Raw genomic sequence first — 13,979 nt, 5'->3', positions numbered from 1 at the left:
GCCAATTGGCTCTTTTTTTTATGACTCTAAAATGGTCTTTATATGTGGTTTAAAATAGTTTGGTCCTTTTAATACTTTTCCATCTTCTCTGTAAATGGGCTCTCCATTCTCACCGAGCTTACTCATATTACTGCGTTGAATTTCGTCAAACACTTCTTCTATTTTATGTTGGAGTCCGTGTTCTATAATAGTTCCGCATAAAATATATAGCATATCACCAAGGGCATCAGCTACTTCAACAAGGTCATTATCATTAGCGGCTTCGAGATATTCCTCATTCTCTTCACGCATCAATTTATAGCGTAACATGTTTTTATCGATCCCAAGATCGGCTTTGGGAGTTTCTCTATGACCAATTTTAAAGGCGGTATGAAATGCTTTAACAGCTTCTATTTTATCTTTCATTTTAATTGTATTAATTTAGCCATAAAAATAGCTATATGTTTAGTAATGGTCAATTGATTTTCGGAATTTTATTTGCAGCAGTGTTTGCTATTATCATATTTGCAGCGTACCGAAAAGATGTAAAGCTTCACAGAAAATACTACAAAGGAAGTGTGTGGGTGCTCATTGCTTTTATTGCATTTATCTTGATGATTGCGGCCATTAAATTTGTGTTTGTTTAGCTCAAATTTGCTTTAGTCTTTTTATTTCTATGTCGGAATTTTCCTTATAAACTCCTTTTTTTTGTAAATTAATGCCTGATATACCTGTTATTAGGTATGTTTTGATGTTCTCCTAGATTGCATCTTTGACCCATTAATTAATTAAACCAACCATTATGAAGACACGTATTTTAAAATTAAGTTGTTTAGCACTATTACTTTTTACTTTTTTTGGATGTAATGATTGTAGTGAGTGTGAAGAAAAAGTAAAAAAGACTGAAGAAAAATTAAAAGTTTCTGAAGAAAAACTAAAAGCACATTTAGCAAAATCTAAAATTCAAACTTCAGATGTCATTTATTTTAACGTTTTGCTAGACGAAAGTAATAATGATGAATTTCAACTTATACACATAGAAGGTAAATATGATTTGCCCTATATAATCCTAGGCAAATTTAAAGTAAAAGATGTTGGTAAAAAATGCACCTTAGAGTCAATTACATTTAAAATAAAATCTATTGATGGTAGAAATTACAAATTTGCAAACACACCAACTTATTCGTATGATACTAATGAAGGCAAGTTCAAGTCACTTATTGAAGTGGAATTAGCCTCTTCTAGTTCAAGAAGCAATGATGTTACTTTAAGTCGTATTAATCGTGAAATTGAAGATAAAAAGATTTTAGACGTAAAAGTAAAAAACAGTACTAAATTAGGACAGATTTTACAAAAGAAATATGGAGCAGAAGATGATGATAAACATTGGACGATAAAATGCTGTGGAGGTGCAATTTGTAAAGTAAAATTTGATACTGGTGGATGAGACTAACTAATCAATCATTTATTATGTTTGCTTTGACAATTGTTAATTTTGTTTGTCTTGGACAAAATTCAATAGAGGCAGAATTAATTGAGCACACAATTTTATCACTCAAAACTAATCAATATGAGTTATTAAAAACTAAAAAGGCATCATATAATGATGCCTTCATTTTTGCTTATATAGAATGTCAAATTGAAAAAAACACATCTGGAAAAATATCCGATAGTACTTATTACAAATATTCGCTAACAAAACCATCAAGTACTATTCAAAAAGCTTTAGACAAATTAAATCAAGGTGATTATTTATATTCTAAAAACGAATATTCTGTATCAAAATACTTAAATGAATATGAACAAGCCTTGAGAATTGGAAAAGAGTTAAATAATAAACCAATAATATGTGAAGCATACAAACGGATATGCAATCATTATTTAAATACACAGAAAAACATTAGTTCACTTAAAGAAAATAATGAAGAATACAAAAATTATATTTATGATGATTTTGAGTTCTTTTACTTCAACTACTTCAGAACTAATTACCTTATGCAATATGCATATGGTACTACAAAAAGGATAGATATCACTCATATTGATAATCTAATTAAATTATCAAGAAAAAACAATCTTAGTTTATTGAAGGCTAAGGCATATCAGTTAAAAAGCGTCTATTATATGATGTTTGAGAACAATCTCGATAGTGCTATCTTTTATATTGATAAATCAAAAAAGGAATATGCATATTATGATACTCCATTTATTCTTAACGAGAAAATAGGTTTAGATATTAATAAGTCTATAATTCTCCAAAAAAAAGGAAAGCATAATACAGCTATACAGCTTCTAGATAGTCTAAATAATACTCAAACCAGTCTAACCAATCCAAGATTTAAATTATCAATTGCTCAATTTTTAAAAGAAGGATACAAATCATTAAATGCATATGACAAGGCTTTTTACTATCAACAAATTGAAAATCAAATAAAGGATAGTTTAGATTTAATAAATCAAGATTTAGAATTTGCTGAAATTAAAGCTAAATACGACACTTCAGAAAACGAGAAAAAATTGTTAATAGAACAGCAACAGAAGAAAAAAAACAGAAATATAGCTATAGGCTTGGGTGGAAGCTTAGCTCTAGGCAGTATCATTGCTTTCCTCCTCTTTAAAAATATCAAACGCAAACAAAAACTTGCTGAGCAGGAGAAAGAACTGGAAACTCAAAAACTAGCGACTGTTTTAAAAGAACAAGAGCTCACAGCCATTGATGCTATGATTGAAGGTCAGGAAAAAGAGCGTCAACGCATTGCTAATGATTTACATGATGATTTAGGCGGACTCATGGCAACAGTTAAGCTCCATTTCAATGCATTAAAAGAGAAACAAACACCTGAACTCTATAGTAAAACCAATCAACTTATTGACGAAGCTTACAACAAAGTAAGAACTGTGGCGCATGCCAAGAATTCTGGTGTGATTGCCAAGCAAGGATTACTGAAGGCGATAACTGAAATGGCTGAGAAAATTTCAGCATCTAATTCAATTAAGATTGATGTTTTAGATCATGGATTAGAAAATCGATTAGAGAATAGTTTAGAACTTACTATTTTCAGAATTATACAAGAACTAATTACCAATGTAATTAAGCATGCCAATGCAACCGAAGCCACCATACATATCACAAATCATGAAGACAGTCTTAATTTAATGGTTGAAGATAACGGTAAGGGTTTCAATACAAGTCAAATCACTAAAACCAATAAAGGAATGGGTATAAGTAGTATAGACAAACGCGTAGAACATCTAAATGGCACCATGACTATAGAATCTGAAAAACAAAAAGGGACAACTGTAATAATTGACTTACCATTATGATACGATTAGCCATAGCCGAAGATCATCAATCACTTATTGATGGTATACAATTACTTTTGGAATACGAAGATGATATTTCTATTGTTGGCACTGCTAATGATGGTGAAGCTCTTTTAGAGATTGTACAAAAAAAACGTCCAACAGTAGTTCTTACAGACATTCGTATGCCAAAAATGGATGGTATTGAAGCGGCCAAACGAATTAAAAAATTTAATCCAGAAATTAAGATTTTATCTTTTTCAATGTTTGATCAAACAGATGCTATAAAACAAATGCTGAATGCAGGAGCTACAGGGTATATTTTAAAAAATTCTTCGCTTTCTGAAGTCCTAAATGCAATTCGCACTGTAGCAAAAGGAGAGACTTATTTTGACGCAAACATTAATACAAATGTGCTTGCTTCAGAAAACAATACAAAAAAGAAAGGGCTTTTAACCAAACGTCAAATTGAAATTTTAGAACTCATTGCATTAGGAAAAACGTCAAGGGAGATTGCAGATGAGCTCTTTATTGGAACTCATACGGTTGATACACATCGAAAAAATATGGCGCGTATCTTAGGTCTTCAAGGAAAAGGGGAATTAATGCGTTATGCTTTAGAAAAAAAATATCGTTTTTAAAACCTTAAATGCTATTAATTAAACAAACCAACAATATTATGAAATCAATATTCTCACTAACATTTATTTTATTAATTTTCAATTTAACTCACGCTCAAACTAATTTTAAAATAGATGTCTCAGGTAATGTTACAGATCAAGAAATAACAATCAAAGCTGGAGCTTATCACTTTTCTATGACACATGTAGATGTTAGCAAACAATATAAATTATCTGCAATTAAAGAGAATATGACTATCGAAAAATTAGAAACTCCTGAAGGATTTGGAGTTAGAGGTGTTGCAGCTGGTCCAAATGTAGAGCGAGAAATAGGAACTTTCGACTTGTTAAACGGTGAGCAATTAACTATTACAATAGATGTTTTTGATATAGGAAAAGATGCAGATGGCAATAGAACCGAAACAAAAACCTCCACATTTAAATATATCTATAAAACTAAAGCTCGTGGTCAATGGCGAACAACTTTTGGTTTTAATTTTATTTATATCACCAAACAAGACACTTATTTTTCAAAAGATATTGGAGATGATTCTTATATGATTACCGAAGGTACAAATCGTAAAAAATTTGATTATCACCCAACTTTGATGTTTACATGGTTACCAAATAGCTATATAAAAGGCAACAAGAATTGGCAATTTGGTTTATCTGGAGGTATAGGCTATGATTTTGATAGTAGCTTATCAGTATTCTTAGGTCCATCAATAATCTATAATGAAAATATTACAGTTTCTATTGGTGGAGCTTTTCATAACCAAAAAAGACTTTTATCTCAGTATACAAAAAATCAAGTCCTAAATGAAAATTTGACATTTGATCAATTACATGACGACTATATAAGATTCAATCCGTTTGTATCTATATCTTTCAGACTCGACAAAAACCCTTTTAAAACTGATTAAATAAATATATTCGTGATAGAAATCCCCTCTATTGGGGATTTTTTTGTTGGCCTTTCATTAAGATATTTGAGTAAATCAATATCACAATGTATTCACAACTATTTGAATTTAAGGTTCCAGATTTTCTAAAAGTATTGTTAGGCACAGATACTATTACACTATACTCTTACCCATTATGCATTATTGCAGGAAGTATTATAGCTGTTATTTTTCTGAAAAAGAAAGAGAAAGAAAGTGATCACTACTTTTTTAATATAAATCTATTACTTCTAATTATCGCTTCGGCTTTTATTGGCGGAAAGTTATTCCTGTTTTTTGAAAGACCATTTTATTTTATAAATACACCTAAGCATGTAGTCGATCTTATCTCTGGAGGTTATGTCTTTTATGGGTCATTTATTGTTTGTATAATAAGTATTATTTGGTATTTGAAAATCCATAATAAATCTATTTTAAAATCTTTAGATATTATTGTATTGAGTACTTTAATACTTCATGCTTTTGGAAGAGTTGGTTGTTTTTTAGCTGGATGTTGTTATGGAAAACTTTCTGATTTTGGTGTTGTATTTCCCAAATCATATCCAAACAAAGTACATCCAACGCAACTATATGAGGTAACTCTATTAGCAATTATATTCTTATTTCTTAATTATATCTATAAGAGAAAAAAATATGACGGAGAAGTATTCATTCTTTATGTATTATGCTATGCAATTGGTCGAATCATCATAGAGTGTTTTAGAGGTGACGAGAGAGGTCATCTTATAAACAACTATTTTTCTCACTCCCAAATCATTGGTGTGATTTTAATTATTCTTACCTCTATTTTTTACTTTAAACTAAAAACAAAACCCCTTATTTAGAATAATCAAAATACCCGCTATTAGGTATTTAACCGCATAATCTTAATACATAAGTTTGACTATTAATTAAATCTAATGTCTTATGAAATACTTCAACCCAATTAAACGCCTATTCTGTATTTTAGGTATCGTCGTATTATCGGTTACTACTGTATCGACAAATCTTTCTTGCGATACAGATCCTTGCGACGCAATTGCCTTAGCAGATTTAACCATACCAGTAATTGCAGATTTGTTTGATCAGTTTGGTAATCCAATAATAGATCAAAATACAGGACAAATAATCCAAGGATTAAATGAATTGTATTACAATAGAAGAACTCAAGAATTGTTTAACAATCAATTTCCGCCTAGTCAAGGTGTTTTGGTTGGTGATGTCATAGATATGGCTACAAGCATTTATAATGTATTTTCTCCAACCAATTGTGAATTAGGCAATACAGCTGGTCCTTCAACTACTGCACCTAGACTAACAATTAATGGTCCTCTTTTTAGTGGAGAACAACCTTTACAAGGCATGTTTACTCCTCAAGTCCCATCAAATGGAAAAGTGTTTACAGCAACAGCTTTTGAAATACTTACACCTGGTTTTTATACAGTAGATTTTAATGCTAATGCACCAAGAAATGTACCCGAACACAACTTTGATAACAATTTCTATTTTGGTGACAATGGAACCTATAACAGCAGCAATAGAATAACTAAAAACTGTTCTTTTTATGTTGAGAATACCCCAAACAGAATCGCAAACAAAAATCCAAGTCTATATGCTCACAAAGATCTAGCTCCAAAAAACCTAGAAGAAATGAAAAACCTAGAGATCTATAAAATTATTAATTCAGATCGATTAGAAAATTGGTATAGAGAAAAGTATAATTTAAAACAGCAATAATAGATACTCAACAAACAATTATTTGTCTTATTACAATTATTTACTGTTAAGATTTTACTATTAATCAACGTTGATAAAACCAATAGGGAGAAAACAATTATTTATCAACAAAAAAAGGATGTCTGTTATGACATCCTTTTTACCTTATATAATGTATATCATCTAGTTCTCCTCAGGAAGGAAACCATAAATCTTGCTATAGTTTAACATCTGACCATCAAAAGTATCTGGCTGAGTTACTTTAATAGCAGTAATCTCACCATTATCATCGGTTTCAGCAACGAGTACTGGATTTACAAATCCGCTATAAGGTGCAGATGTAAATTGTTTATTACGTTCTAAAACCTCAGCGTGTATTGCTTGATCCACCTTAACACCGTAACCTTCCACTAAAGCTTCTACAGCTTCGTAGTCACCTTCAGATTTGATACGTTGTGTTTCCCTTAGCAACTGACCAAATAACTCATGTAACTTCTCATAGTCATTGATATTGAAATACGTTTTACCATCTCTAGTTACTTTCTCAATTACATTATCAGCTTTTCCTTTTTCGAATGCCCAAGCAGATACCCATTGTCTGTTTACCATATGAGCTTCTTCTACGTCATCTCCTAATTTCAAACGTATTAATTGTGTCATTAATCCATTTCTTATGTAGCCATCATAAGCTGCTTTTCCAACGGCCTTCCAGTCATCGACTAATCCTAACTCTTGTAATTTCGGATTGTATAAGTAGTATAATCCTACTAAATCTGCACGCCCTTCTTCTAAAGTGGATGCATATTTTTTAAGCGTCTCTTTGGTTTCTCCAACACCAGGATTTAATTGTCCGGAAGCATGACCAATAACTTCATGAAGTGCTGTATGCAATTTATCACCTAATTGTCCATATTTCTTTTCTAATTCATACTCTTCATCATCATGAACAAACTCTTTTAAACGACCTGTACTACCCGCATTGTTATAGGCATTAATGATATTACCTAAAGACACCGACTTACTTCCTACTTCCTTTCTAATCCAGTTTGCATTTGGTAAATTCACGCCTATTGGTGTACTTGGAGATGCATCTCCAGCTTCACCTGCTACAGTAACCACTTTATACGTCACACCAACAACAGTATCTTTTTTATGCTCATCCATTAAAGGTGAATTGTCTTCAAACCATTGTGCATTTTCAGAGAGCACTGCCATTTTCTGAGACATATCAAAATCTTTAATCTGGACAATCGTTTCATACGATCCTCTATATCCTGCAGGATCATTATAAACTTCAATAAAACTGTTAATGTAATCTATATTACCATCAGTTGCAGCTGTCCAAGCGACATTATAATCATCCCAAGTTTGTAAATCACCTGTTTTGTAATAGTTAATTAAGATCCCTATGGCATCACCCTGCGCTTTGTTTTCAGCTACACCTTGAGCTAATTCTAACCATTTGATAATTTCATCAATAGCAGAACCATATAATCCACCAGACTTATAAACGCGTTCTTTCAAAACACCATTCTCTTTCACCAATTGAGAATTTAGACCAAATGACAAAGGTTGTTCCGGATTAGGAGACGTCTTAGCTTTATAAAAGCTTTCTACGTCTGCAGTAGTTACATTTGGTCCATAGAAATTAACTGCCGATAACAATACATTATCAACATCTTTAGTTAGATTAACTTTCTTAGCATCTTTATCGTTAAAAATAACATCAAAAGCTTCGCCTTCAAGTTTTGTATTGGTGTCTGTAAGAAGTCCTTTTAAGTAATCTGAAGAAAACTCAGGCTTCAGTTTATCGTTTGAATAATGATGATGAATTCCATTAGAGAACCAAACTCGTTTTAAATAGGTCTCAAAAGCTTTCCAATCGTTAGACGTTTTATCGCCTCCATAATTAGCATATACATTTTCTAATGCATTTCTAATTTTTAGATTATGTCTGTAGTTTTGATCCCACATAATATCACGACCAGACAAACCTGCTTGTGTTAAATAATACACTAATTTTTGCTCTTTTAACGACAAGTTCTCCCAACCAGGAATTTGATATCGTAAGATCTTAATGTCTGCAAATTGTTCTACATTAAAGCTAAACGCTTCATTTTTTGTTACCTTATTAGCATCTGTACCATCAGCCTTTTTATCGTCTCCACAAGAAAACATGATACCTGCTGTAATAAAGAATACTAGGATAAATTTTAATTTCATTGCTAAATATTTAATTGTTGTTTCGCAAATGTAAACATTTAATAACATCTCCTAAAATTGATTATCTTTGAGTACCTAATTAATTTCTAATCAAAAATCAAAAAATGAAAGCACTTAAATATGTACTGTTTTTATTGGTTATCTTTTTTATAGGCGCATCTATTTACATTGCTGTTCAACCCAACTCTTTTGAGGTCACACGAACTAAAACAATCAATGCACCTACTAGTGTTGTTTATAATAATGTTATCGACTACAAAAACTGGGAAGCTTGGTCGTCTTGGGCTGAAGCAGATCCAGATATGATCATTACGCTACCTGAACAGACCAAAGGCATTGATGGTTCTTATCAATGGGAAGATAAAGATGGTGTAGGCACTATGAAAACCATTGATGCAAAAACCAATGAAACGATTATTCAAGAAATGCAATTTGCCGATTTTCCTAAATCTGATGTCAGATGGGATTTAAAAGACAACAAGGATGGTACTACAGAGGTCACTTGGTCTATCTCTGGAAAAGACCTGCCATTTGGTTTTAAAGCTTTTTCGGCGCTTATGGGTGGAATGGAAAAACAAATTGGTCCAAATTACGAAAGAAGTCTAGAAAAATTAGATAGTATTCTGGTTGTAGATATGAAAAAATATAGTGTTAATGTGGATGGTATCACTCAACATAGTGGTGGTTTTTACTTGTACAATACCACCTCTTGCAAAATGGAAGATTTTAAAGATAAAATGCAAGAAATGATGCCTAAAATAGGAGGTTATGCTATGTCTAACAACGTTACAATGGCAGGAAAGCCCTTTGTGATTTATCATACATGGGATGAAGAAAATAATACGGTCATGTTTTCATGTTGTATTCCAACAACCTCTAAGATTATGACCAATGATCCAGATGTGCTCACAGGTCAGATAGAGCCTTTTAAAGCGGTTAAAACTGTACTTACAGGTAACTATGAAAACCTTAAAGAAACTTGGGAAACGGCTATGGCTTATATTACCAAAAACAATTTGGTTCAACCTGAAAATGGAATGGCTATTGAATCCTATTTAACAGATCCAATGACAACTCCTAATCCTGCCGAATGGATTACCGAAGTTTACTTAGAAGTTGAATAACACATGAAACAACTTTTATTAGTCTTTCTTGGTGGTGGCATTGGCAGTGCGCTTCGGTTTTTGATCGGAAAACAATTTACATTTGACAGTTTCCACTTTCCTTGGGCGACATTTATTGTTAACCTTGTTGGTAGTTTTATTATAGGAATAGTTTTTGGCTATATGCTCGTTAAAGGTAAAATAGCAAATGACCTATTTGTATTTTTGGTAGCAGGATTTTGTGGTGGATTTACTACCTATTCTGCATTTGCACATGAAAGTATATCGTTACTTAAAGCTGGACAAACTCAACTTTTTCTCACCTATGTCCTCTCCAGTATATTTATAGGATTTTTCTGTGTGTGGTTAGGCTATATGGCAACAGATTTACTGTTCTAATACTTTTTAAACGTCTTTACTCCTGCTCTAACTTCTAGGTCTAAATAATTTTCTCGAGGAACAATCGGACAAGAATACTTTTCATTATAAGCACAATACGGATTATAAGCCGTATTAAAATCAATCGTCATCTCATCACCTTCAGGAATTCTTAAATCAATATAGCGTCCGCCGCCATAACTTTCACCACCATTGGTGTTGTCTAAAAACGGAAGAAATAGATAATCTTCATATTCTGCTTCTTTCATAAGATCCTTTCCCTGATATACATTTAAGTTATATTGTTTTCCGTTTAACTCAAAAGACAAAATACCATATACCCGTTCATCTGAAACTCGACTCGTTGTTGTTGGCATTTTAAACCATTTTGAATTTGGAGTTCGTTTTAAATTAGCCTTCACAACAAACGTAGAATCAAACTTAAAAAAGTCTAAACTCTTAAAGTTCTTTCGATCTTTATCCTTTAATGGCGATGTAGTGGCATCTTTATATTCTGCATTTATGTCTTTCTGAAATTCAGTTTCGCCCGCAATAGGTCTTTTATCCTGTGCACAACTCAATGTTGAGATAGCAACTAGAATACCCAATAAATAATATCTCATAATTATATTTTTCATTTCAAAAATACAACATAAACAAATTTTTCATAGTTTTGGGGAACAATAATCGAGAATAATGCAAAACTGCGTCGTAACATATACAAAAAGACAGACCTCTTTTCTAAAGAGTCGGACTTCCTATATGCTATGATAATATAATTATATAACCAATCAATCATAAAAAGTCCGACGATATCGTCGGACTTTTTACTTTTATACAACAATCAAAATGAAAACTTTATTCAACAATTACCTCAACACATTTAAAGGTCTCTCCACAGAGATATGGTGGCTCGCATTAATTACTTTGATTAATAGAGCTGGTACAATGGTTATTCCATTTTTGTCATTATACCTAAAAGAAGATTTACACTTTACCGTTGGTGATGTTGGGTGGATTATGAGTGCTTATGGATTAGGTTCTGTAGCTGGCTCATGGCTTGGTGGTAAACTAACCGATCAAATAGGCTATTATAAGGTTATGGTAAGAAGTTTGTTATCAACAGGCATCTTGTTTATTGCGATGCAGTTTCTGACCACATTTGCGTCAATTTGTATTGGTATATTCTTAGTAATGTTAGTGGCAGATACATTTAGACCTGCGATGTTTGTCGCACTCAATGCCTATAGCAAACCTGAAAATAAAATACGATCATTGACATTAATTCGTCTAGCTATAAATCTAGGGTTTTCAGCTGGACCAGCTATTGGCGGATTAATTATTACTGGTCTGAGTTATAGTGGCTTGTTCTGGGTAGATGGCATCACTTGTATTGTAGCAACTTTTGTTATGATTAAAGTATTGAACCCAAAAAAGGCAAAAGTATTAGATACCATTGAAAATGACAATCCTGATTCGGCATACAACGATAAAGCATTTTTAGTATTCTTAATCGCCATGGCTTTGTTTGGAATTGTGTTCTTACAATATTTTTCTACCATTACGATCTATTATAAAGATGTACATATCCTGAGTGAATTAGAAATTGGATTGCTTTTAGGTCTTAACGGGTTTATCATATTCATCTTTGAAATGCCATTGATTAAGTGGTTAGAAGATTCTAGACACTCAAAGTTGAGTCTTATGTTTGCTGGAGCCGTTTTAACTGGTTTAAGTCTACTCGTTTTAAATCTGACAAGTTGGACTGGTGTTTTGGTAGTTGGTATGCTGTTAATGACATTTGGTGAGATGGTAGCCTTTCCGTTTTCAAATGCTTTTGCTGTAGAAAGAGCTAAAAAAGGAAATCAAGGAGAATATATGGCCTTATATTCTATGTCATTTTCTATCGCTCATATCTTTGGACATAATGCTGGGTTGCAAATGACAGGCAAATTAGGATACGATAGTACGTGGTATATCATAACTGCCATCGCCTTTGTATGTGCTTTGATTTTGTTTACGCTCAATAATAGATTGAAAACTAAAAAACTCCACGTATGAATTTAAACCAAATTACAATACCATCAATAGATGTAAAAAAAGCCTCAGAGTTTTATCAAACTTTGGGGCTTAAACTCATTGTTGATGCCTTGCCTCGCTATGTGCGCTTTGAGTGTCCAGATGGCCATGCGACATTTTCCATCCACAAAGTAAACACATTACCTAGTGGTAACGGTATTACAATTTATTTTGAAGATGATAATCTCGATAAATTAGTAAAGGAACTTCAGCAAAAAGGGATTATATTTACTTCAGAACCTGAAGACAAAGATTGGTTATGGCGTGAAGCCCATTTACATGATTTGGATAACAATCACATCATACTATTTAAAGCAGGTAGTAATAGAAAAAATCCGCCCTGGCGTATTAATTAAAACACTTATAATGAAACATATTATTTATATACTAGCACTATCATTAATTGTGAGTTGTAGTACTTCTGAAAAGAAAGAGAGCCTAAAAACTGATGAGGTGCAAACTGAAATAAAAGAGAATAAAAAACAGTTTCCTAAGCTAGAACCCAATCGCTATAATGTCGCTTTTTTAATTATGGATGGTGTCTATAACACAGAGTTAACTGCACCTTTTGACATTTTTCAGCATACTATTTTTAGAGATAGTATCAAAGCTATGAATGTATTTACTGTGGCTAAAACAGATGAACCAATTGTCACTTTTGAAGGTATGCGCATCTTACCAGATTTTAATTATACCGAAGATAAACTACCAAAAATTGATATTCTTGTTGTACCAAGTGCCGAACACCATTTAGATACAGACCTAGATGATCAAGTCATGATTGATTTTGTTAAACGTGTTGATAAAGAGGCGCAATTTATCACCTCACATTGTGATGGTGCTTTTGTTTTAGCACAAGCTGGACTATTAGACCATGTCGTATCGACAACATTTCCAAGTGACATTGATACGATGAGAAAACGTTTTCCAGAATTGGATATAAGAAAAGAAGTGCTATTTGTTCATGACGGAAAATACATTACCTCTGCTGGTGGTGCAAAATCATTTGAAGCAGCACTATACTTATGTGAATATCTCTATGGAAAAGATATAGCTAAAAGTCTAGCAGGAGGTTTAGTTATTGATTGGAAACTAGGCGAAGTACCGCATCTAATAATTGAAAAATAGTATTATTTTAGAGGTTTAACTTCATTATGTTTAATCACATGAGATAGTACAATTTGTGTTTTGGTTTCACCATAAACAATCAATTGATCAATAAAGGACTCTAGATGTTTTTGATTTTTTAAAACCACCTCCATTACTATATTTTCATTACCAGTAATTCGGTAACAATTAATCACTTCATCATAAGTTTTCACTTTTTCTAAAAAAGGCTTTAGCATGCCCATAAATGCCCTTAGAGTAATTAAAGCTTTAAGTTGATATCCAACCTCAAAAGGAGATACTAAAGCGTTATAACTTTCAATAATACCAGCATCTTCCATTTTCTTTATACGCTCTGAAACAGCTGGAGAACTAATACCAACCTGACGACCAATTTCGGCATTAGATTGTCTAGCACTGAGTTGTAGACATTTTAAAATGTTCCAATTTAAAGAGTCAATATACATTTAAAGTAATTTTAAAATATACGTTAATAATTAAATCAAATATACGTTTTTACTTTAAATAAT

At 32.2% G+C, this 13,979-nt stretch carries 16 protein-coding genes; 12 read left to right on the top strand and 4 right to left on the bottom strand.

Annotation, left to right across the window (positions count from 1 at the left end; all coding sequences use genetic code 11):
* Positions 1 to 18: 18 nt before the first annotated feature.
* Positions 19 to 405 carry a nucleoside triphosphate pyrophosphohydrolase family protein gene (locus KWG70_RS14535; protein WP_230936773.1) on the bottom strand — a complete coding sequence of 129 codons (387 nt, stop codon included), beginning with the start codon at positions 403 to 405 and terminating at the stop codon, positions 19 to 21.
* A 35-nt stretch (positions 406 to 440) separates the two neighbouring features.
* Here KWG70_RS14535 and KWG70_RS14530 point away from each other — a divergent pair, with 35 nt between their 5' ends.
* The 7 genes from KWG70_RS14530 to KWG70_RS14500 all read left to right on the top strand — a co-directional run bounded on the left by KWG70_RS14530 (position 441) and on the right by KWG70_RS14500 (position 6,580).
* Complete coding sequence (locus KWG70_RS14530; protein WP_230936772.1) at positions 441 to 626, top strand: hypothetical protein; 186 nt, start codon at positions 441 to 443, stop codon at positions 624 to 626.
* 155 nt (positions 627 to 781) lie between these two features.
* A complete protein-coding gene (locus KWG70_RS14525; protein ID WP_230936771.1) occupies positions 782 to 1,426 on the top strand; it encodes a hypothetical protein in 645 nt (214 codons plus the stop codon).
* A gap of 23 nt (positions 1,427 to 1,449) precedes the next feature.
* Positions 1,450 to 3,303 (top strand): sensor histidine kinase, encoded by a 1,854-nt coding sequence (locus tag KWG70_RS14520; RefSeq protein ID WP_230936770.1) that lies wholly within the window; start codon positions 1,450 to 1,452, stop codon positions 3,301 to 3,303.
* Complete coding sequence (locus KWG70_RS14515) at positions 3,300 to 3,923, top strand: response regulator transcription factor (RefSeq protein ID WP_230936769.1); 624 nt, start codon at positions 3,300 to 3,302, stop codon at positions 3,921 to 3,923. The genes KWG70_RS14520 and KWG70_RS14515 overlap by 4 nt, the downstream gene beginning before the upstream one ends.
* A 38-nt stretch (positions 3,924 to 3,961) precedes the next feature.
* Positions 3,962 to 4,825, top strand: a complete 864-nt coding sequence (locus tag KWG70_RS14510) for a porin family protein (RefSeq protein ID WP_230936768.1) — start codon at positions 3,962 to 3,964, stop codon at positions 4,823 to 4,825.
* An 86-nt stretch (positions 4,826 to 4,911) separates the two neighbouring features.
* Positions 4,912 to 5,688, top strand: a complete 777-nt coding sequence (locus KWG70_RS14505; RefSeq protein WP_230936767.1) for a prolipoprotein diacylglyceryl transferase — start codon at positions 4,912 to 4,914, stop codon at positions 5,686 to 5,688.
* An 82-nt stretch (positions 5,689 to 5,770) separates the two neighbouring features.
* Positions 5,771 to 6,580 (top strand): hypothetical protein, encoded by an 810-nt coding sequence (locus KWG70_RS14500; RefSeq protein ID WP_230936766.1) that lies wholly within the window; start codon positions 5,771 to 5,773, stop codon positions 6,578 to 6,580.
* Positions 6,581 to 6,742: 162 nt separating this feature from the next.
* Here KWG70_RS14500 and KWG70_RS14495 read toward each other — a convergent pair whose 3' ends face one another.
* A complete protein-coding gene (locus KWG70_RS14495; protein WP_230936765.1) occupies positions 6,743 to 8,782 on the bottom strand; it encodes a dipeptidyl peptidase 3 in 2,040 nt (679 codons plus the stop codon).
* A 104-nt stretch (positions 8,783 to 8,886) separates the two neighbouring features.
* Between KWG70_RS14495 and KWG70_RS14490 the strand changes: the two genes are divergently transcribed.
* Together KWG70_RS14490 and crcB are read left to right on the top strand one after the other, a co-directional pair.
* Positions 8,887 to 9,906: an SRPBCC family protein gene (locus KWG70_RS14490; protein ID WP_230936764.1), complete on the top strand. Its 1,020-nt coding sequence runs from the start codon at positions 8,887 to 8,889 to the stop codon at positions 9,904 to 9,906.
* Between the two features lie 3 nt (positions 9,907 to 9,909).
* Complete coding sequence (crcB, locus tag KWG70_RS14485; RefSeq protein ID WP_230936763.1) at positions 9,910 to 10,284, top strand: fluoride efflux transporter CrcB; 375 nt, start codon at positions 9,910 to 9,912, stop codon at positions 10,282 to 10,284.
* On the opposite strand, the gene KWG70_RS14480 is transcribed toward crcB, so the two are convergent.
* Entirely contained in the window at positions 10,281 to 10,886 is a 606-nt protein-coding gene (locus KWG70_RS14480) for a DUF1684 domain-containing protein (RefSeq protein WP_230936762.1), read from the bottom strand. The two genes, crcB and KWG70_RS14480, sit on opposite strands and share 4 nt — an antisense overlap.
* Positions 10,887 to 11,112: 226 nt before the next feature.
* On the opposite strand from KWG70_RS14480, the gene KWG70_RS14475 reads away from it, so the two are divergent.
* Genes KWG70_RS14475 through KWG70_RS14465 form a run of 3 tightly spaced genes read left to right on the top strand, consistent with a single transcriptional unit; the run spans position 11,113 to position 13,470 of the window.
* Positions 11,113 to 12,324, top strand: coding sequence for an MFS transporter (locus tag KWG70_RS14475; protein WP_230936761.1), 1,212 nt, complete (start codon positions 11,113 to 11,115; stop codon positions 12,322 to 12,324).
* Positions 12,321 to 12,698 (top strand): VOC family protein, encoded by a 378-nt coding sequence (locus tag KWG70_RS14470; RefSeq protein ID WP_230936760.1) that lies wholly within the window; start codon positions 12,321 to 12,323, stop codon positions 12,696 to 12,698. The genes KWG70_RS14475 and KWG70_RS14470 overlap by 4 nt, the downstream gene beginning before the upstream one ends.
* A gap of 10 nt (positions 12,699 to 12,708) precedes the next feature.
* The gene (locus tag KWG70_RS14465; protein WP_230936759.1) at positions 12,709 to 13,470 is read left to right on the top strand and encodes a DJ-1/PfpI family protein; all 762 of its coding nucleotides are present in this window, start codon (positions 12,709 to 12,711) and stop codon (positions 13,468 to 13,470) included.
* 2 nt (positions 13,471 to 13,472) lie between these two features.
* Here KWG70_RS14465 and KWG70_RS14460 read toward each other — a convergent pair whose 3' ends face one another.
* Positions 13,473 to 13,916, bottom strand: coding sequence for an Lrp/AsnC family transcriptional regulator (locus tag KWG70_RS14460; protein ID WP_230936758.1), 444 nt, complete (start codon positions 13,914 to 13,916; stop codon positions 13,473 to 13,475).
* Positions 13,917 to 13,979 lie beyond the last annotated feature (63 nt).

Source organism: Psychroserpens luteolus, assembly GCF_021032705.1.
Taxonomy (GTDB): Bacteria; Bacteroidota; Bacteroidia; order Flavobacteriales; family Flavobacteriaceae; genus Psychroserpens; species Psychroserpens luteolus.
The sequence above is the reverse complement of the archived record's forward strand: the minus strand, read 5'-3'. Positions and strand labels throughout refer to the sequence as shown.